Source organism: Crossiella sp. S99.2 (genome assembly GCF_023094165.1).
Classification (GTDB): domain Bacteria; phylum Actinomycetota; class Actinomycetes; order Mycobacteriales; family Pseudonocardiaceae; genus Crossiella.
Window position 1 is genome coordinate 508,678 of sequence record NZ_JALMDK010000005.1, and the last position, 22,169, is coordinate 530,846.

Here is a 22,169-nt window from a genome sequence, read left to right on the forward strand (position 1 = left end):
GGCATTGTCGGCATGGTTGTCTTGGAGCGGTGAGTCAGCTGGAAACATCGCTGAAACACTGGTGAACTGGGGTGTCTCCACCCGCCCCTATGCGGCCCTGAACTGCATGGATGCCCATAGGTGCGGTGGGGTGACGACAAATGAGGCAAGTAGGTGAACCATACCCCGACCCCGCCTGCGCAAATTAGGGGTTGAGGGTAGGGGTGACCGCCGGGATAACGTCGCCGAAACTCGCGGGTTTCTTGTGTTGGTAATGGCGATGACGGGCGGGCTGGGGCACCTATGTCGGACAAGACCACTGTTGCGGGGCGGGAGATCGCGGTCATCGGGCTGTCCTGCCGCCTGCCCGGGGCCACCGGTCCCGCCGGGTTCTGGCGGATGCTCACCGAGGGTCGCGACGCGATCACCGAAGTGCCCGCGAACCGGTGGGACGCCACTGAATTCTTCGACGCGGATCCTGCCGTCAAAGGCCGGATGAACACCCGTTGGGGCGGATTCCTGGACCAGGTCGACGCATTCGACCCCGCATTCTTCGGTATTTCCCCGCGCGAGGCCGCGGTCATGGACCCGCAGCAGCGGCTGATGCTGGAACTGGGCTGGGAAGCCTTCGAGCACGCCGGCCTGCTGCCCGAGCACCTCGCGGGCAGCCGCACCGGGGTCTTCGTCGGCGCCATCTGGGACGACTACGCGAACCTGGTCTACCGCGGCGGCCCGGACGCGATCACCCAGCACACCGTGACCGGCCTGCACCGCAGCATCATCGCCAACCGGCTCTCCTACACCCTCGGCCTGCACGGCCCGAGCCTCGCGGTCGACTCCGCCCAGTCCTCCGCCCTGGTCGCGGTGCACCTGGCCTGCGAAAGTCTGCGCCGCGGCGAGTCCAGCCTGGCCCTGGCCGGCGGGGTGAACCTGAACCTGGTGCCGGAGACCACCATGGCCACCGCGAAGTTCGGCGGCCAGTCCCCGGACGGCCGCTGCCACACCTTCGACGCCCGCGCCAACGGCTACGTCCGCGGTGAGGGCGGCGGCTTCGTGCTGCTCAAGCCACTGGCCGACGCCCTGGCCGACGGGGACGACGTGCTCGCGGTGATCAAGGGCGGCGCGGTCAACAACGACGGCGAGTCCGCCGCACTCACCACCCCGAACGGCCTGGCCCAGCAGGAGGTGCTGCGGCTGGCCTACCGGGACGCCCAGGTCGACCCGGCCCAGGTGCAGTACGTCGAACTGCACGGCACCGGCACCAAGGTCGGCGACCCGATCGAGGCCGGCGCGCTGGGCGCGGTACTCGGTGGTTCCCGGTCCGCGCCGCTGCTGGTCGGTTCCGCCAAGACCAACGTCGGCCACCTCGAAGGCGCGGCGGGCATTGTCGGCCTGATCAAGACCGTGCTGGCCATCCGGCACCGGCAGCTGCCACCCAGCTTGAACTTCGCGACGCCGAACCCGGACATCGACTTCGCTGGGCTGAACCTGCGGGTGCGCACCGAACTGGGACCGTGGCGGGACGCGCCGCTGCTGGCCGGGGTGTCCTCCTTCGGGATCGGCGGGACCAACTGCCACCTGGTGCTCGCCGAACCGCCCGCTCGCCCGGCCGTTGCGGCGCAGGGCCTGGACACCGCGGTGCTGCCCTGGGTGTTGTCCGGCCGGACCGGCGAAGCCGTGCGGGGACAGGCGGAAAAGCTTCTGTCCTTTGTGGACGCTGAGGCGGAAATCGATGTCCGCGCGGTGGCCGGGGCACTGGCCGGGACGCGGACCGCGTTCGAGCACCGGGCCGTGCTGGTGGCCGGGGACCGGGCCGGGTTCCGGGACGCGCTGACCGGGTTCGCCCGGGATGGTGTGGCCGCAGGCGTGGTCCGGGGTTCGGTGGCCGAGGGTGGGCTGGCGTTCCTGTTCTCCGGGCAGGGGTCGCAGCGGATCGGGATGGGTCGCGAACTGGCGGCGGTGTTCCCGGTGTTCGCGGACGCCTTCGCCGAGGTGTGCGGTGAATTGGACAAGCACCTGGACCGGCCGCTCGGCGAGGTCCTGGACAGTGACGAGCTGCACCAGACTGGGTTCACCCAGCCCGCGCTGTTCGCGATCGAAGTTGCGCTGTACCGGCTGGTCGAGTCGTGGGGTGTGCGGCCGGATTTCCTGGCCGGGCATTCGATTGGTGAGCTGGCCGCGGCGCAGGTGGCTGGGGTGCTGACCCTGGCCGATGCTGCGAAACTGGTTGCGGCGCGGGGTCGACTGATGCAGGCGCTGCCGGGTGGTGGCGCGATGCTCGCGGTGCAGGCGACCGAGGATGAGGTCCGGCCGTTGCTGGCCGGGCTGGACGCGGATATCGCCGCGATCAACGGGCCGGAAGCCGTTGTGGTGTCGGGCACTGAGGCCGCGATCGTCGAGGTCAAGGCGAAGCTGGCGGAGCGCAAGAGCAAGCGGCTGACCGTGAGTCACGCGTTCCACTCGCTGTTGATGGACCCGATGCTGGCCGAGTTCCGGGCAGTTGCGGAGAGCATTAGCTTTGGTACGGCGCGGATTCCGGTGGTGTCGAACCTGACCGGCGAGCTGGCCGGGGACGAGTTGGGGACCGCGGAGTACTGGGTCCGGCATGTGCGGCAGGCGGTGCGGTTCGCCGACGGGATGCGCACACTGGCCGAGGCCGGGGTGACCACGTTCCTGGAGCTGGGGCCGGACGGGGTGCTCAGTGCGCTGGGCGCCGGGATTCCGTTGCTGCGCAAGGACCGGGGCGAGGTGGAGGCGCTGATCTCCGGGCTCGCCCTGGCTTGGACGCGCGGGATTTCGGTTGACTTCAGCGGGTTTGGCGACGGAACGCGGGTCGAGCTGCCGACCTATGCCTTCCAGCGTGAGCGGTACTGGCTGGACAGCCTGCCGGTGGCCACTCCGGCGCCGGTGCGGACCCGTTCCTCGGTGGAACTGGTGCGGGCGCACGCGGCCGCCGTGCTGGGCTATCCCTCCGCCGAGGCCGTCGCGCCGGAGCGCAGCTTCAAGGACCTGGGTTTTGCCTCGCTGACCGCGGTGGAACTGCGCGACCAGCTCAACCAGGCCACCGGGCGCACCCTGCCCGCCACCCTGCTCTTCGACTACCCGACCCCGCTGGCCCTCGCCGCGTATCTCGATGGCGGGCACCGGGAAATCGTTGCCGCGCCGGTGCGGGTCACCGCGGACGAGCCGATCGCGATCGTGGCCATGGGCTGCCGTTACCCGGGCGGCGTCGCCTCCCCGGCGGACCTGTGGCGACTGGTCCGTGACGGGGTGGACGCGATCTCGCCGTTCCCGGACGACCGCGGCTGGGACCTGGACCGGCTCTACCACCCGGATCCCGCACAGGCCGGTTACTCCTACGCCCGCGAGGGCGGTTTCCTGGCCGGTGCCACCGAGTTCGACGCCAAGTTCTTCGGTATTTCCCCGCGTGAGGCCCTGGCCATGGACCCGCAGCAGCGGCTGCTGCTGGAGACCACCTGGGAGGTGTTCGAGCGGGCCGGGATCGACCCGGCCACTCTGCGCGGCAGCCAGTCCGGGGTGTTCGTCGGCGCGATGACCCAGGACTACGGGCCCCGGCTGCACGAAGCGGCCGAGGAGTTCGCCGGGCACCTGCTCACCGGCGGCACCGCGAGCGTGCTGTCCGGGCGGATCGCCTACACCTTCGGCCTCGAAGGTCCCGCGGTCACCGTGGACACCGCCTGCTCGGCCTCACTGGTCTCGCTGCACCTGGCCGTGCAGTCGTTGCGGCGCGGGGAATGCGGGCTGGCCCTGGCCGGTGGCGTCGCGGTACTGCCCACGCCGGGCATGTTCGTGGAGTTCTCCCGGCAGCGCGGACTGGCCCCGGACGGGCGCTGCAAGGCATTCGGCGCCGAGGCCGACGGCACCGCCTGGGCCGAGGGCGTGGGCGTGCTGCTGCTGGAACGGCTCTCCGACGCGCGGCGCAACGGGCACCCGGTGCTGGCCATCGTCAAGGGCAGTGCGGTCAACCAGGACGGCGCGTCCAATGGGCTGACCGCGCCCAACGGCCCGGCGCAGCAGCGGGTGATCCGCGGTGCGCTGGCCGATGCCGGACTGTCCACTTCGGACATTGATGTGGTGGAGGCGCACGGGACCGGCACCGCTTTGGGCGATCCCATTGAGGCGCAGGCATTGCTGGCCACCTACGGGCAGGAGCGGGACCGGCCGCTGCTGCTGGGCTCGCTGAAGTCGAACATCGGGCACGCGCAGGCCGCGGCCGGGGTCGGTGGCGTGATCAAGATGGTCGAGGCGATGCGGCACGGGGTGCTGCCCCGGACGCTGCACGCGGACACGCCGTCGCCGCGGGTGGACTGGTCGGCGGGCGCGGTGTCACTGCTCACCGAGGCGCGGGACTGGCCGGAGACCGGGGCGTCGCGGCGGGCCGGGGTGTCCTCGTTCGGCATCAGCGGAACCAACGCGCACGTGCTCCTCGAACAGGCGCCCGAGATCGCCGAACCGGTTGCCGAGGCGGCAGCCGGGCCGGTGGTGTTGTCCGGGCGGACGCCGGAAGCGTTGCGGGCACAGGCGGAAGCACTGCTCGCGGCCGAGGTCGAGCCCGTGGATCTGGCGCACACCCTAGCTCGCCGGGGGCTGCACGAGCACCGGGCCGTGGTGCTCGGTGACGTTCGGGCCGGGCTCTCCGCGGTTGCGGCGGGGGAGTCCGGTGCGGTGCGGGACAGTGTTGCGGACGGGCAGATCGCGTTCCTGTTCTCAGGGCAGGGGTCGCAGCGACTGGGCATGGGCCGCGAGCTGGCCGGGGCGTTCCCGGTGTTCGCGGACGCCTTTGCCGCGGCCAGCGCTGAGCTGGACAAGCATCTGGACCGGCCGCTCGGCGAGGTCCTGGACACTGAGGAGCTGCACCAGACTGGGTTCACCCAGCCCGCGCTGTTCGCCATTGAGGTGGCGTTGTTCCGGCTGGTGGAGTCGTGGGGTGTGCGGCCGGATTACCTGGTTGGGCACTCGATTGGTGAGCTGGCTGCTGCGCACGTCGCCGGGGTTTTGTCGCTGGGGGACGCGGCGAAACTGGTTGCCGCGCGGGGCCGACTGATGCAGGCGCTGCCGAGTGGCGGCGCGATGCTCGCGGTGCAGGCGACCGAGGATGAGGTTCGGCCGTTGCTGGCCGGGCTGGATGCGGATGTCGCGGCGATCAACGGGCCGACCGCGATTGTGGTGTCCGGGACCGAGGCCGCGGTGACCGAGGTCGCGGCGCGGCTGGTCGACCGCAAGAGCAAGCGGCTGACCGTGAGTCACGCGTTCCACTCGCTGCTGATGGACCCGATGCTGGCCGAGTTCCGGGCGGTCGCGGAGAGCATCAGCTTTGGTGTGGCGCGGATTCCGGTGGTGTCCAACGTGACCGGCGAGCTGGCCGGAGACGAGCTGGGGACCGCGGAGTACTGGGTCCGGCACGTGCGGCAGGCCGTACGGTTCGCCGACGGCATCCGGACCCTGGAAAACGCGGGGGTCTCGACGTTCCTGGAACTGGGGCCGGATGGGGTGCTGTCCGGGATGGGGCAGGACTGCCTGACCGGGGATGCCGCGCTGATCCCGTTGCTGCGCAAGGGACGTGCCGAGACTGGGGCCGCGTGGCAGGCACTGGCGCGGCTGATCTGCCGCGGTGTGCCGGCTGGCTTGGCCGGGCTGACCGCCGGTGGACGGCTGGTGGACCTGCCGACCTACCCGTTCCAGCGGCAACGGTTCTGGCTGGCGCCGAGTTCGTCCACTGTGGACTCCGGCGTGCACCCGCTGCTGACCTCGGCGGTGCCGATCGCCGGTGCCGGGGGTGTGCTGTTGACCGGGAAGCTGTCCCGCCGGACACACCCCTGGCTGGTCGACCACCAGATCCTGGGATCCGTGCTGGTGCCGGGGACCGCGCTGGTCGAGCTGGCACTGCGAGCGGCCGACGAGGTCGAGTGCGCGGCGGTGGAGGAGCTGACCCTGGCCGCACCGCTGGTACTGCCCGAGCAGGGTGCGGTGCAGGTGCAGGTGGTGGTCGCGGCCGAGCAGGACGGGCGGCGCGACCTGGAGCTGTACTCGCGGCTCGACGACGAGGACTGGACGCTGCACGCCAGCGGTGTGCTCGCGGTGGAGGCGGATTCGCCCCTGGAAGCGGGGGAGTGGCCGCCCGCGCAGGCCGTCGCGGTGGACCTGGACGGGTTCTACTCGCGGCTCGCGGACAAGGGTTACGGCTACGGGCCCGCGTTCCAGGGTGTGCGCGGGGTGTGGCGGCGCGGCGCGGAAATCTTCACCGAGGTCAGCCTGCCGTCCACTGTGGAGGGTTCAGGGTTCGGGGTGCACCCAGCACTGCTCGACGCCGCCCTGCACGGACTGGTCGCCGCGGCCGAGGGCGACAACCCGCCACTGCCGTTCGCCTGGACCGGGATCCGCCTGCACGCCACCGGCGCGAGCACGCTGCGGGTGAAGCTGGCCCCGGCCGGACCGGACGCGGTATCGCTGGCCGTCACCGACCCGGCGGGCACCCCGGTGCTCTCCATCGACTCGCTGGTGCTGCGGCCGGTGTCTCCGGACGCGCTGCGGATCCGGCCCGAACTGGACTCGCTGTTCCGGGTCGACTGGCCGGTGCTCACCCTGCCCGAGCAGCCCACGCTGCCCACCAAGGTGGTGCTGCTGGGCGGGGACGAGTTCAAGGCCGGGGTCGCGCTGCGGGCCGCCGGAGTCGAGGTGGCGGAGCGGGCCGAGCCCGGTGACGCCGACCTGGTGCTGCTGACCTGCCCGGAAGGACCCGCCCGCGAGGTGACCGCCCAGGTGCTGGAGTTGTTGCAGCGCACTGAGTCCCGGGTGGTCGTGCTCACCAGGGACGCCGTGCTCGCCGACTCCCCGGACCTGGCAGGCGCCGCGGTGTGGGGCCTGGTGCGGGCCGCGCAGACCGAGCAGCCGGACCGGTTCCAGCTCATCGACCTGGACGCCCAGTCCGCCACCGCTCTGCCCGCCGCGCTCACCATGGACGAGCCACAACTCGCGCTACGCAACGGGATCGCGCACACGCCTCGCCTGGCCAAGATCACCGAAGTGGCCGAGGCGGAGTGGGACCCGGACGGCCTGGTGCTCATCACCGGCGCCACCGGCGCACTCGGCGGGCTGCTCGCCAAACATCTGGTCACCCGGCACGGCGTGCGTCGCCTGCTGCTCACCAGCCGCCGCGGCCCGGACGCCCCTGGTGCGGACGAACTCCGTGCCGACCTGGCGAGGCTGGGGGCCGAGACGATTATCGAAGCCTGCGACACCGCGGACCGGTCCGCGCTGGCCGCGCTGCTGGCCCGGCACCCGGTGACCGCGGTGATCCACACCGCCGGGGTGCTCGACGACGGCGTGCTCTCCGCGCTCACCCCCGACCGCCTGGACACCGTGCTGCGGCCCAAACTCGACGCCGCGATCAACCTGCACGAGCTGACCCAGGACCACGACCTCACCGCGTTTGTGCTGTTCTCCTCGGTAATCGGGGTGCTCGGCGGTGCCGGTCAGGCCAACTACGCCGCCGCCAACGCTTCCCTGGACGCCCTCGCCCAGCGCCGCAAGGCCGCCGGACTCCCGGCGCTGTCGCTGGCCTGGGGGCCGTGGGCCGAGGGCGGGATGGCCGCGCGGCTCGCCGAGGGCGACCGCAACCGGATGTCCCGCGCGGGCATGGCCCCGCTGCCGCCCGAACTCGGCCTCGCCCTGTTCGACCTGGCACTGGGCCAGTCCGAGGCCGCGCCGGTGCCGCTCAAGCTGGACACCAGTGTGGTGCGCCAGGGCACTGTCCCGGCGCTGTTGCGTGGACTGGTAGCGCCCAAACGCACCCGGCGGACCGCGGCGGCCAAGGCCACCGAAGAGTCCTTTGTGGACAGACTCACGGCGACCCCAGAGGAGCGGCGCGCGCAGCTCGTGCTGGAGGTGGTCCGGGTCAACGCGGCCGGGGTGCTCGGGCACAGCGGCGACGGCTCGGTCGAGGCCGAATCCTCCTTCAAGGAACTGGGTTTCGACTCGCTGACCTCGGTGGAGCTGCGCAACCGGCTCAACACCGCCACCGGGCTGCGGCTGCCGCCCACCTTGCTCTTCAACTACGCCACCCCGGCGAAGCTGGCCGAGCACCTGCTCGACCGGCTCGCCCCCGCCCCGGCCGCTCCGGTCGAGGAACCCGAACTCGACGTGCCGGACACCGAGTTCACCCAGGAACTTGACGCGGTCGCCACCGCCGACGAGATCTTCGCCTTCATTGACAAGGAGTTCGGCAGTGTCTGATTCTCGCGGGCCTGAGTCCACCGAGCAGAAGCTCGTCGACTACCTCAAGCGCGTCACCGCCGACCTGCACCGCACCAAGGCCCGGCTGCAGGAGATCGAGGCGCAGGAGCACGAGCCGATCGCGATCGTCGCGATGAGCTGCCGCTTCCCCGGCGGCGTCGCCAACCCGGAACAGTTGTGGGACATGGTGGCCGGCGGCCGGGACGGCATCTCGCCGTTCCCGGACGACCGGGGCTGGGACCTGGACGCGCTCTACGACCCCACCGGCGAGCGCCCGGACAGCGTGTACGTGCGCGAAAGCGGGTTCCTGCACAGCGCACCCGAGTTCGACCCCGGCTTCTTCGGCATCTCCCCCCGCGAGGCCCTGGCGATGGACCCGCAGCAGCGGCTGCTGCTGGAGACCTCCTGGGAGGCCGTCGAACGCGCGGGCATCGACCCGGAGTCGTTGCGCGGCAGCAAGACCGGCGTGTACGCGGGCCTGATGTACCACGACTACGCCAACCGCCCCGAGGACGCGCCCGCCGAGGTCGCCGGCTACCTGCTGACCGGCAACCTGGGCAGCGTGGTCTCCGGCCGGGTCGCCTACACCTTCGGCCTCGAAGGCCCCGCGGTCACCGTGGACACCGCGTGTTCTTCCTCGCTGGTCGCGCTGCACCTGGCCGTGCAGTCGCTGCGCAAGGGCGAGTGCACCCTGGCACTGGCCGGTGGCGCGGCGGTCATGTCCACGCCCAACTCCTTCGTCGAGTTCTCCCGCCAGCGCGGCCTCGCCCCCGACGGCCGCTGCAAGTCCTTCGCCGCAGGCGCTGACGGCACCTCGTGGTCCGAGGGCGCGGGCATGCTGTTGCTGGAACGGCTTTCCGACGCGCAGCGCAACGGGCACCCGATCCTGGCCGTGGTGCGCGGCACCGCGGTCAACCAGGACGGCGCCTCCAACGGCCTCACCGCGCCGAACGGCCTGGCCCAGGAAGCCGTGATCCGGGACGCCCTCGCCGACGCCCAGCTGGCACCGTCCGAAGTGGACGCGGTCGAGGCGCACGGCACCGGCACCAAGCTCGGCGACCCGATCGAAGCCCAGGCCCTGCTGGCCACCTACGGGCAGGACCGGCCGAACCCGTTGCTGCTGGGGTCGTTCAAGTCCAACGTCGGCCACACCCAGGCCGCGGCGGGTGTCGGCGGCGTGATCAAGATGGTCATGGCCATGCGGCACGGTCTGCTGCCCAAGACCCTGCACGTGGACGAGCCCTCCCCGCACGTGGACTGGTCCGCGGGCTCGGTCGCCCTGCTCACCGAGGCGCAGCCCTGGCCGGCGACTGATGGCCCGCACCGCGCGGGCGTGTCCTCCTTTGGCATCAGCGGCACCAACGCGCACACCATCATCGAGGCCGCCCCGCCGGTCGAGACCGAGGCCGCTGCCCCGGCGCACACCCTGGAGACCGTGCCGCTGGCGCTGTCTGCCAAGACCCCTGAGGCCCTGCGTGCCCAGGCCGCCCAGCTGGTGTCTTTTGTGGACGGCAACCCGGTGACCCTGCTCGACCTCGGGTTCTCCCTGGCCAACCGGGCCGGGTTCGAGCACCGCGCGGTGCTCGCCGCTACCGGCTTGACCGAAGCCCGCGACGCGCTCGCCGCCTTCGCCGAGGGCCTGGACACACCCGGCGTGCACACCGGCGCGGTCACCCCCGGCAAGCTCGCCATCCTGTTCACCGGCCAGGGTTCCCAGCGCCTGGCCATGGGCCGCGAACTCGCCGAGACCTTCCCCGCCTTCGCCGCCGCCTTCAATGAGGTGGCCGCTGAACTGGACCAGCACCTGGCCCGGCCGTTGCGCGAGGTCCTCGATGCCGAGGAGCTGCACCAGACCGAGTTCACCCAGCCCGCGCTGTTCGCCATTGAGGTCGCGTTGTTCCGGCTCTACGAGTCCTGGGGCGTGCGCCCCGACTTCGTGGCCGGACACTCCATCGGTGAGCTGGCCGCCGCGCATGTCGCCGGGGTGCTGACCCTGGCCGACGCGGCGAAGCTGGTGGTCGCGCGTGGCCGGTTGATGCAGGCGCTGCCCGGGGGCGGCGCGATGATCGCGGTGCAGGCCACCGAGGACGAGGTCCAGCCGCTACTTGCCGGTCGCGAGGCCGAGTTGAGCATTGCCGCGCTGAACGGGCCGAACGCCACCGTGATCGCGGGCGACGAGACCGCCGCCACCGAGGTTGCCAACCTGCTGGCCGCGCAGGGCCGCAAGACCCGCAGGCTCACCGTCAGCCACGCCTTCCACTCCCCGCACATGGACGGCATGCTCGCCGAGTTCCGGACCGTCGCGGAGAGCGTGCGCTACGCGCCCGCGCGGATCCCGGTGGTGTCCAACGTGACCGGCGCGGTCGCGGGCGAGGAGCTGGGCAGCGCCGAGTACTGGGTCCAGCACGGTCGCGGTGCGGTGCGCTTCGCCGACGGCGTCCGGGCGCTGGCTGAGGCCGGGGTGAGCACCTTCCTGGAACTGGGCCCGGACGGCGTGCTGTCCGGGATGGGCCAGGACTCCGCACCCGCCGCGACCTTCCTGTCCGCACTGCGCAAGGACCGCCCCGAAGCGTCGGCCGCGATCACCGCGCTGGGTCGGCTGTTCACCCGCGGTGTCAAGGTCGACTGGACCGCGCTGTTCGAGGGGGGCCAGCGGATCGACCTGCCCACCTACGCCTTCCAGCGCGAGCGGTTCTGGCTGGAACTGACCCCGCGCAACCAGGTCCGCTCGCTCGCCGACGGCTGGCGCTACCGGATCAACTGGAAGTCTCTGTCCACTGTGGACAGCAACCTGACTGGCACCTGGCTGCTGGTCGGCGACGCACGGCCTGAGCTGGTCGCGGCATTGACCACCGCGGGTGCGGAGGTTCGCGAGATCGCCGACGCGGCCGGTGCGATCAACGTCGCCGGCGTGCTCGACTTGGCCGGGGTGCTCGCACTCGGCGACGTGCACGAAGCCCGCACACTGGTGCGCGGCCTCGGTGACGCGCGCTGCCCGGCCCCGCTGTGGTGCCTGACCCAGGGCGCGGTCGCGGTCAGCGGCGAGGACCTGCCCAACCCGGACCAGGCCCAGGTCTGGGGCCTCGGACTGGTTGCCGCACTGGAACATCCCGAACGCTGGGGTGGCCTGATCGACCTGCCCGCCGAGCTGGACGAGCGCTCGCTGTCCCGCCTGGCCGGCGCCCTCACCGGCACCGAGGACCAGCTCGCACTGCGTCCGTCCGGCACCTACGTGCGGCGGCTCGCGCACGATGGTTCCGTTGCCCCGCAGCGGTCCTGGCGGCCGCGCGGCACCGTGCTGGTCACCGGCGGCACCGGCGCGCTCGGCGCCAGGGTGGCCAGGTGGCTGGCGCACCACGGCGCCGAGCACCTGCTGCTCACCAGCCGCCGTGGCCTGGACGCCCCCGGCGCGACCGAACTGGCCGCCGACCTGGAGGCGCTCGGCGTCACCGTCACCATCGCCGCCTGCGACGCCGCCGACCGGGACGCGGTGGCCGAACTGCTGGCCGCGCACCCGGTCAACGCGGTGATCCATACCGCCGGAGTGCTCGACGACGGCCTGCTCTCCAGCCTCACCCCGGAACGCCTGGACACCGTGCTGCGCCCCAAGGTCGCGGCCGCGCGCAACCTGCACGAGCTGACCGGCGAGCTGGACGCGTTCGTGCTGTTCTCCTCGATCACCGGCATGATCGGCACCGCGGGCCAGGCCAACTACGCCGCCGCCAACGCCTACCTGGACGCCCTCGCCCAGCACCGCCGCGCCCAGGGCCTGCCGGCCACCTCCATCGGCTGGGGCCCGTGGGCCGACGGCGGCATGGCCGATGCCGCGGTGGGCGAACGCCTGCGCCGCGCCGGACTGCCGCCGATGGCCGCGGACACCGCGATGCAGGCCCTGCAAGGGGCCATGGACCGCGACGACACCGTGATCGCCATCGCCGACCTGGACTGGGAGCTGTTCGCCCCGGCCTTCACCGCGGTCCGGCCCAGTCGCCTGATCAGCGACATCCCCGAATTGCACCGGCGCAAGGCAGTCGCTGCCCCGGCCGCCGCCCAGCCCGAGTCCGCACTCGCCGCCAAACTCGCCAAGACCCCGGTCGCACAACGACATTCCCTCCTGCTGGACCAGATCCGCACCAGCGTGGCCGCCGTGCTCGGGCACGCCGGGGCCGAGGCCGTCGACCCGGAACGGGCCTTCCGCGAAGCCGGATTCGACTCACTCACCGCGGTCGAACTGCGCAACCGCCTGGCCACCGCCACCGGGCTTTCCCTGCCCACCACGCTGGTCTTCGACTACCCGACCCCGCTGGCCCTGACCGACTTCCTGCTGGAGGAACTGCTCGGCGCGGTCAGCGAGATCGCCGAGGTCGTCACGTCCACTGTGGACGATGAGCCGATCGCGATCGTCGGCATGTCCTGCCGGTTCCCCGGCGGAGTGATGAGCCCCGAGGACTACTGGCGGCTGCTCACCGAAGGCACGGACGTGCTCACCGGCCTGCCCGGCGACCGCGGCTGGGACCCGGACCTGTACGACCCCGACCCCGACCGCCCCGGCAAGAGCTATGCCCGCGAAGGCGGATTCCTCGACACCGCAACCGATTTCGACGCCGCCTTCTTCGGTATCTCCCCGCGCGAGGCCCTGGCGATGGACCCGCAGCAGCGGCTGCTGCTGGAAACCTCCTGGGAGGCCTTCGAGCGGGCGGGCATCGACCCGGCCACCGTGCGCGGCAGCAAGGCGGGCGTGTTCGTCGGCACCAACGGCCAGGACTACGCCGGACTGCTCAGCACCGCGCCCGAAGGTGTCGAGGGCTACCTCGGCACCGGCAACGCGGCCAGCGTGATCTCCGGCCGCATCTCCTACACCTTCGGCCTGGAAGGCCCCGCGGTCACCGTCGACACCGCCTGCTCGGCCTCCCTGGTCGCCCTGCACTGGGCCGTGCAGGCGCTGCGCCGCGGCGACGTGGGCATGGCCCTGGCCGGTGGCGTCACGGTGATGTCCACCCCTGGTGTCTTCGTCGAGTTCTCCCGCCAGCGCGGACTCGCCCCCGACGGCCGGTGCAAGGCGTTCGCCGCCGCCGCGGACGGCACCGGCTGGGGCGAAGGCGTGGGCATGCTCCTGGTCGAGCGGCTCTCCGACGCGCAGCGCAACGGGCACCCGGTGCTCGCGGTGATCCGCGGCAGCGCGGTCAACCAGGACGGCGCCAGCAACGGCCTCACCGCGCCCAACGGACCGGCCCAGCAGCGGGTCATCCGGGCCGCGCTGGCCGACGCCGGTCTGTCCACTTCGGACGTTGACGTGGTGGAGGCGCACGGCACCGGCACCAAACTCGGCGACCCGATCGAAGCCCAGGCCCTGCTGGCCACCTACGGCCAGGAGCGGACCCACCCGCTGCTGCTCGGCTCGGTGAAGTCCAACATCGGGCACACCCAGGCGGCAGCAGGCGTGGCCGGACTGATCAAGATGGTGCTGGCCCTGCAGCACGGGATCGCGCCCAGGACCCTGCACGTGGACGAGCCTTCGCCGCACGTGGACTGGTCCGCCGGTGCGGTGTCGGTGCTGAGTGAGCAGGTTGAGTGGCCGGAGACCGGGCGGGCCCGGCGGGCCGCGGTGTCGGCCTTCGGCATCAGCGGCACCAACGCGCACACCATCCTGGAACAGGCCCCGGACAGCACGCCCGCACCGAGCAAGCCGGTCGCCCCGGCCGTGCTCCCGCTGGCCCTGTCCGCGCGCAGCGAAGCCGCGCTGCGTGCCCAGGCCGCCGCCCTCCAGCCCCTCGCCAACGCGAACCAGCTGGACCTGGCCTACTCGCTGCTCACCAGCCGCGCCACGCACAACCGCCGCGCCGTGGTTGTCGCCGAGGACCCGGCCGCCGCACTGGCCGCCCTCGCCGAGGGCCGCTCCGCCGCGGGCGTCGTGCTCGGCTCGCCGGTGGCGGGCAAGACCGCGTTCCTGTTCTCCGGCCAGGGTTCCCAGCGACTGGACATGGGCCGGGAACTGGCCGGCGCGTTCCCGGTGTTCGCCAACGCTTTCGGCGCGGTCTGCGCCGAACTGGACAAGCACCTGGCCCGGCCGGTCGGCGAGATCCTGGATGCCGCCGAACTGCACCAGACCGAGTTCACCCAGCCCGCGCTGTTCGCGATCGAGGTCGCGTTGTTCCGGCTGTTCGAGAGCTGGGGTGTGCGACCGGACTTCGTCGCCGGGCACTCGATCGGCGAACTCGCGGCCGCGCACGTCGCCGGGGTGCTGTCGCTGGCCGACGCCGCCAAGCTGGTGGCCGCCCGGGGCCGGTTGATGCAGGCGCTGCCCACCGGTGGCGCGATGCTGGCGGTGCAGGCGACCGAGGAAGAGGTCCGGCCGCTGCTGGACGGCCTTGACGTGGACATCGCCGCGATCAACGGGCCGACCTCCGTGGTGGTCTCCGGCGCTGAGACCGCGGTGACCGACCTGGTAGCACGACTCGGCGAGCGCAAGAGCAAGCGGCTGACCGTGAGCCACGCCTTCCACTCGGTGCTGATGGAACCGATGCTGGCGGAGTTCCGGACCGTCGCCGAGGGCATGTCCTTTGGTGCGGCGGAGATCCCGGTGGTGTCCAACGTGACCGGCGCGATCGCCGGTGCGGAACTGGGCACCGCGGACTACTGGGTGCGGCACGTCCGCGAGGCAGTGCGCTTCGCCGACGGCGTGCGGGCACTCGGCGAGCAGGGGGTGCGCACCTTCGTCGAACTGGGACCGGGCGGGGTGCTGTCCGGGATGGGCCAGGAATGCCTGGCAGAAGCGACATTCGTGCCCGCGCTCCGCGGCGACCGGCCGGAGCCGTCGGCCGCGGTCGGCGCGCTGGCCGAGCTGCACGTGCGCGGTGTCGCGGTGGACTGGACCGGGTACTTCGCCGGATCCGGTGCGCGGCGGATCGAGCTGCCCACCTACGCCTTCCAGCGCGAGCGGTTCTGGCTGGAAGCGGGCCGGACCGAGATCACCGAGGCCGACCAGGTGGAGGCCGAGTTCTGGGCCGCCGTGGACAAGGCCGAGCTGACCGAACTGGCCTCGGTCCTGGATGTGGACGCCGCCCCGCTGCGCGAGGTGCTGCCCGCACTGGCCGCCTGGCGCAAGCGCCGCCAGACCGAGTCCACTGTGGACGGCTGGCGGTACCGGGTGAACTGGCGACCGCGCACCGGGTTCACCGGCAGGCTGACCGGGAACTGGCTGCTGGTCAGCGCGTCCCCGGAAACCGAACTCGCCGAGGGACTGACCCGGCAGGGTGCGGAGATCCAGCAGCTGGTGCTGGATCCGGGTGTGGACCGTGCCGGACTGGCCGCTCAACTGTCCGAAGTGGACGGTGTGCTGGCCGTGCTGGATGTGGCGGGCACGCTCACCCTGGTGCAGGCACTCGGCGACGCCGGGATCGCCGCGCCGCTGTGGCTGCTGACCCGCGGCGCGGTGTCGGTGGCCAAGGCCGACCCGGTGCGCGACCCCGAGCAGGCCCTCGTCTGGGGCCTGGGCCGGGTGGCCGGACTGGAACTGTCCCAGCGCTGGGGCGGCCTGCTGGACCTGCCGGAACGCCTCGACGACCGGGTCTTCGGCCGGATCGCGGGCGTGCTGGCCGCGGGCACCGAGGACCAGGTGGCGGTGCGCTCCTCCGGGGTGCACGTGCGCCGCCTGGACCGCGCCCCCGCCGTCAACCGCCGCACCTGGAAGCCGACCGGAACCGTGCTGATCACCGGTGGCACCGGCGGACTCGGCGCGCGGGTCGCCCGCTGGCTCGCGGGCACCGGCGCCGAGCACCTGGTGCTCACCAGCCGTCGCGGCGCGGAAGCACCTGGCGCCAACGAACTCCGCGATGAACTGACCGCACTGGGCGCCCGGGTCACCCTGGCCGCCTGCGACGTCGCGGACCGGGACGCCCTCGCTGCACTGCTGGCACAACACCCGGTCAACGCCGTGCTGCACACCGCGGGTGCGGTGGAATTCGCCGCACTCATGGACACCACCCCGGACGCCGTCGCGAATGTGTTGCGCGCCAAGGTCGACGGCGCGCGGAACCTGGACGAGCTGACCGGCGAGCTGGACGCGTTCGTGCTGTTCTCCTCGATCGCGGGCACCTGGGGCAGCGGCCACCAGGGCGGATACGCCGCGGCGAACGCCTACTTGGACGCGCTGGTGCAGCGCCGCCGCTCGCTCGGCAAGACCGGCACCGCGGTGGCCTGGGGGCCGTGGGACGGCGGCGGCATGGTCGCCGACGGCTCCGCGGCCGACCAGCTGCGGCGGCTCGGCCTGCCCGCGATGGCGCCCGAGCTGGCGATCTCCGCGTTGCAGCAGGCCCTGGACGCCGACGACGTCACGGTGACCGTGGCCGAGGTGGACTGGGCCCGGTTCGCACCCGGCTTCACCGCGATGCGGGAACGTCCGCTGATCAGCGAGATCCCCGAGGTCAAACTGCTGCTGGCGGCGGAAAAGGTGGTCGCCGAGGCCCCGGTGGACCGGTTCGCCGGACGCACCGCCGCCGAACGCGAACGCGCCCTGCTGGACCTGGTCCGCACCGAGGTCGCCGCGGTGCTCGGCCACGCCACCACCGAGGCCATCGAACCCGGACTCGCCTTCCGGGAGCTGGGTTTCGACTCGCTGACCGCGGTCGAACTGCGCAACCGGCTGGCCACCGCGACCGGCCTCACCCTGCCCACCACATTGGTCTTCGACCACCCCAACCCGGCCGCACTGGCCCGTCAGCTCGACGCGGAACTCACCGGTGACTCGCCGGAGCAGAACCTGCCCACGGCGATGTCCACTGTGGACGATGAGCCGATCGCGATCGTCGGCATGGCCTGCCGGTTCCCTGGCGACGTCGACTCGCCGGAAGCCCTGTGGCAGCTGGTCGACGGCGGCGTGGACGCGATCACCACGTTCCCCGAGGACCGCGGCTGGGACCTGGACCAGCTGCTCGGCGCCGGTGGACGGCCGGGGCTGTCCGCCACCGACTCGGGCGGATTCGTCGCCGACGCCACCGAGTTCGACGCGGCCTTCTTCGGCATCTCCCCGCGCGAGGCCACCGCGATGGACCCGCAGCAACGCTTGCTGCTGGAGGCCTCCTGGACCGCGGTGGAGCGGGCGGGCATCGACCCCGGTTCGCTGCGCGGCGGCCAGACCGGCGTGTTCGTCGGTGTGTCCGCACAGGGCTACGGCGCGGACCTGGTGAACGCGGGCACCGGCGCCGAGGGCTACTTCCTCACCGGCAGCGCCACCGCGGTCGCCTCCGGCCGGGTCTCCTACGTGCTCGGTCTGGAAGGCCCCGCGGTCACCGTGGACACCGCCTGCTCCTCCTCACTGGTCGCACTGCACCTGGCCGCGCAGTCCCTGCGGCAGGGCGAGTGCACCCTCGCGCTGGCCGGTGGCGTCACGGTGATGTCCAGCCCGGCCGCGTTCGTCGAGTTCTCCCGCCAGCGCGGACTCTCCGAGGACGGTCGGTGCAAGCCATTCGCCGCGGCGGCCGACGGCACCGGCTGGTCCGAAGGTGTGGGCATGCTGCTCGTCGAGCGGCTCTCCGACGCCCAGCGCAACGGGCACCCGATCCTCGCGGTGGTCAAGGGCAGCGCGATCAACCAGGACGGCGCGTCCAACGGCCTCACCGCCCCCAACGGCCCGTCCCAGCAGCGGGTGATCCGCCAGGCCCTGGCCAACGCCGGACTGACCACTTCGGACATCGACGTGGTGGAGGCGCACGGCACCGGCACTCGGCTCGGCGACCCGATCGAAGCCCAGGCCGTCCTCGCGACCTACGGGCAGGGCCGGGAAACCCCGCTGTGGCTGGGTTCGCTCAAGTCCAACATCGGGCACACCCAGGCCGCCGCGGGGGTCGCCGGGATCATCAAGATGGTCATGGCGATGCGCAACGGGATCCTGCCGCGCACGCTGCACGTGGACGAGCCCTCACCGCATGTGGACTGGTCCGCCGGATCCGTCTCGCTGCTCACCGAGGCCCAGCCTTGGCCGGAAGGCATTCGCCGCGCGGCCGTGTCCAGCTTCGGAGTGAGCGGCACCAACGCGCACACCATCCTGGAACAGGCCCCCGCCACCGAACCCGTGCCCGCGAGCGAGGGTGAGCTGCCCTGGCTGCTCTCCGCCCGCACCCCGCAGGCACTGGCAGACTCGGCCGGCCAGCTGCTGTCCTTTGTGGACAACGGCGTCAGCTCGGCCGACCTCGGCGTGGCCCTGGTGAGCAACCGGGGTGTGTTCGAGCACCGGGCCGCCGTGCTCGGCGACCGCGACACCCAGGTGGACGGCCTGCGTGCCCTGGCCCGCGGCGACCTGGCCGCCGAACTGGTCACCGGCAGCGCGCGCAACGACAAGCTGGCCTTCCTGTTCAGCGGACAGGGCGCGCAACGAGTCGGCGCGGGCTTCGAGCTGTACCGGGAGTTCCCGGTCTTCGCCGCCGCCTTTGACGCGGTGGCCGCCGAGCTGGACCAGCACCTGGACCAGCCGGTGCAGCGGATCGCCTTCGACGGCGGCGAGCTGATCAACGAGACCGGCTACACCCAGCCAGTGCTGTTCGCCCTGGAAGTCGCGCTGTTCCGCCTCGTCGAATCCTGGGGCCTGCACCCGGACTTCCTGGCCGGGCACTCCATCGGCGAACTCGCCGCCGCGCACGTCGCCGGGGTCCTCGACCTCGCCGACGCCGCCAAACTGGTCGCCGCGCGGGGTCGGTTGATGCAGGAACTGCCCGCCGGTGGCGCGATGGTCGCGGTGCAGGCCGGTGCGGAGGAAGTGCTGCCACTGCTGGCCGGGCGCGAAGACCTGGTCGGCATCGCGGCGATCAACGGACCGGCCGCGGTGGTCGTCTCCGGTGACGAGGACGCGGTGGCCGATGTGGCCGACCTGCTGGCCGCGCAGGGTCGCAAGACCCGCAGGCTCACCGTCAGCCACGCCTTCCACTCGCCGCGGATGGCCCCGATGCTGGCCGAATTCCAGGCCATCGCCGCGGAACTGACCTACCACGAGCCGATCATCCCGATCGTCTCCACCGTGACCGGCGCGCTCGCCGGACCCGAACTGACCACACCCGAGTACTGGGTGCGGCACGTGCGGGACGCGGTGCGGTTCCTGGACGGCATGCGCGCGCTGGCCGCGGCCGGAGTCGGCGTGTTCGTCGAACTCGGCCCGGACGGGGTGCTCTCCGCGATGGGCCAGGACTGCCTGGCCGAGGCCGAACCCGTGCTGGTCCCGGTGCTGCGCAAGGACCGCGGTGAACTCGCTGCCGCGCACACCGCACTGGCCACCGCGCACGTGCACGGGCACGCCCCGGACTGGACCGCGGTGTTCGCCGGGCAGGGCGGCGCACACGTCGACCTGCCCAGCTACCCGTTCCAGCGCAGCCGGTACTGGCTGGCCGCCGCGGCCACCGCGGACGTCAGCGCGGCCGGACTGTCCGATGTGGACCACCCGCTGCTCGGCGCCGCGATCCCGCTGCCGGACACCGGCGGTGTGCTGCTCACCGGACGGCTCTCCCGCCGGGCCCAGCCCTGGCTGGCCGACCACGTGGTGCACGGCTCCGTCGTCGTGCCCGGCACCGCGTTCGTCGAACTGGCCATCGCCGCGGGCGACCAGGTCGGCTGCGACCGCCTGCTCGACCTGACCCTGGAAGCCCCCCTGGTACTGCCCGAACAGGGCGGCGTGCGGGTGCAGCTCACCGTCGGCGCGGCCGACGAGAGTGGCCGGCGCACCCTGGTCGTGCACTCCCGCCTGGACGAGGACGACGCCGACTGGGTCCGGCACGCCGGTGGCCTGCTCGGCACCGGCACCACGCCCGCGCCGTCACTGACCTGGCCGCCGGCTGGGGAAACCGTTGCGGTGGACGAGTTGTACCCGGGTATGAGCGAGCGCGGCCTGGACTACGGGCCGATGTTCCAGGGGCTGCGCGCGGCCTGGCGGGATGGCGACACCGTGTACGCCGAGGTCGCCCTGCCCAGCCCGGTTCCCGGATTCGGACTGCACCCGGCACTGCTGGACGCGGCCCTGCACAGCCTCGGACTCGGTGTGCTGCCCGCAGGCGGCTGGCTGCCCTTCGCCTGGGAAGGCGTGACCCTGCACGGGTCTGGGGCCTCGGCGCTGCGGGTCAAGGTGACCCCGGCCGGCCGGGAGACGGTGACCATCGAGGCCACCGACACCGCGGGCAACCCGGTGGTCACGGTCGACTCGCTCACCCTGCGACCCGTTGCGGCCGAACAGATCCAGGCCGCCGGACGCACCCAGAAGGACCTGTTCCGGCTCGACTGGACCCCGGTGGCGGCCACCGCCCCGAGCGACTCGGTCACGCTGGTTCCTTGCCCTGACGGCGAAACCGGTCCGGTCGTGCACGAAGTGCTTGCCCTGCTGCAGAACTGGCTCAGCGAGCGACCCGAGGAAGAGCGCCTGGTCCTGGTGACCCGGATCGGCGACCTGGCGGGCGCGGCTGCGGCCGGACTCGTCCGTTCGGCCGAATCGGAGAACCCCGGGCGCTTCCAGGTCATCGAGACCGACGGCTCGGCCGAGTTGTACGCCGACGAGCCGTGGCTGCGGATCCAGGACGGCAAGCTCTACGCCGCCCGCCTGGCCAAGGCAGTGGCCGGCGGCGTTGCGCCGCAGTGGGATCCGGCGCGGTCCGTGCTGATCACCGGCGCCAGCGGCAGCCTCGGCTCGCTGCTGGCCCGGCACGTGGTCGTCGAACACGGCGTCCGCAACCTGGTCCTCGCCAGCCGACGCGGCCTGGACGCGCCGGGTGCGGCCGAACTGCGGGACGAGCTGATCTCCCTGGGCGCCAACGTAACGGTGAGCGCCTGCGATGTCGCCGACCGTGACGCCGTGGCCGGGTTGATCGCCGCGCACCCGCTCACCGCGGTGATCCACACCGCCGGGGTGCTCGACGACGGTGTGCTCACCGCGCTCACCCCGGCCCGGGTGGACGCGGTGCTGCGGCCCAAGGTCGACGCGGCGAGGCACCTGGCCGAGCTGACCGGACCCGAGGTCGACCTGGTGCTGTTCTCCTCCGCCTCGGCCACCCTCGGCCAGGCCGGTCAGGGCAGCTACGCCGCGGCGAATGCCTACCTGGACGCCCTCGCCCAGCAGCGCCGCGAGCAGGGCAAACCCGGTGTCTCCCTGGCCTGGGGGCCGTGGGCCGGGGGTGGCATGGCCGCCGGGCTCGCCGAGGCCGACAAGCAGCGGATGGCCCGGACAGGGGTGACCCCCCTGACTTCGGAACTGGGGTTGCTTCTCTTCGACGCGGCCCGCACGGTTGAGGCAGCAACGGTCGTGCCGATGCGCTGGGACACCACGGTGTTCCAGGGCGAGGCGCCGGCCCTGCTGCGCGGTCTGGTCCGGACCCCGGTCCGGCGGACCCTGGAAGCCGTATCCGCAACGGCGACCACGGGACCGTCGTTGCGGGACCGGCTGGCCAGCGCCTCGGCCGTCGAACGCGGCCGGGTGCTGCTGGACCTGGTGCGCACCCACACGGCGGCCGTGCTGGGACACAGCGCCGCCGATGCCGTCGATGCCACTCGGGGATTCCTCGAACTCGGCTTCGACTCGCTGACCGCGGTCGAACTGCGCAACCGGCTCAACGCCGCCTCCGGGCTGCGGCTGCCGGCCACGCTGATCTTCGACTATCCGTCGCCGAAGGCCCTCGCCCAGCACCTGGACGAGGAGCTGGCCCCCGTGAGCGGGGGAGTTGCCGAGGGAGCACCAGCGCCGGTGCTCGCCGAACTCGACCGGCTGGCCGCCGCCCTGGAGGCGCTGCCCGCCGACGAGGCCACCCGGACCAAGGCCACCGCCCGGTTGCAGGCGGTGCTGGCGAAATGGAACGAGACACCCGGTGTCGACCAGCACGCGGACAACGCGCTGGAGACCGCGACCGCGGACGAGCTTTTTGATGTGCTCGACCGCGAACTCGGTCTGCTGTAACGCAACAACAACCCGTATC

General features: G+C 72.3%; 2 protein-coding genes. Both read left to right on the forward strand.

All coding sequences use genetic code 11. The features are described from left to right. Positions 1 to 282: 282 nt before the first annotated feature. Entirely contained in the window at positions 283 to 8,232 is a 7,950-nt protein-coding gene (locus MZC64_RS22060; protein WP_247758476.1) for a type I polyketide synthase, read from the forward strand. Beyond that, on the forward strand, positions 8,207 to 22,150 hold the full coding sequence (locus tag MZC64_RS22065; RefSeq protein ID WP_374205780.1) for a type I polyketide synthase: 13,944 nt from the start codon (positions 8,207 to 8,209) through the stop codon (positions 22,148 to 22,150). The genes MZC64_RS22060 and MZC64_RS22065 overlap by 26 nt, the downstream gene beginning before the upstream one ends. The last annotated feature ends 19 nt before the right edge of the window (positions 22,151 to 22,169 follow it).

Bases quoted from the DNA above. Each gene is read 5' to 3' on its own strand.
- MZC64_RS22060 (WP_247758476.1), top strand. From the start codon at position 283: ATGTCGGACAAGACCACTGTTGCGGGGCGGGAGATCGCGGTCATCGGG.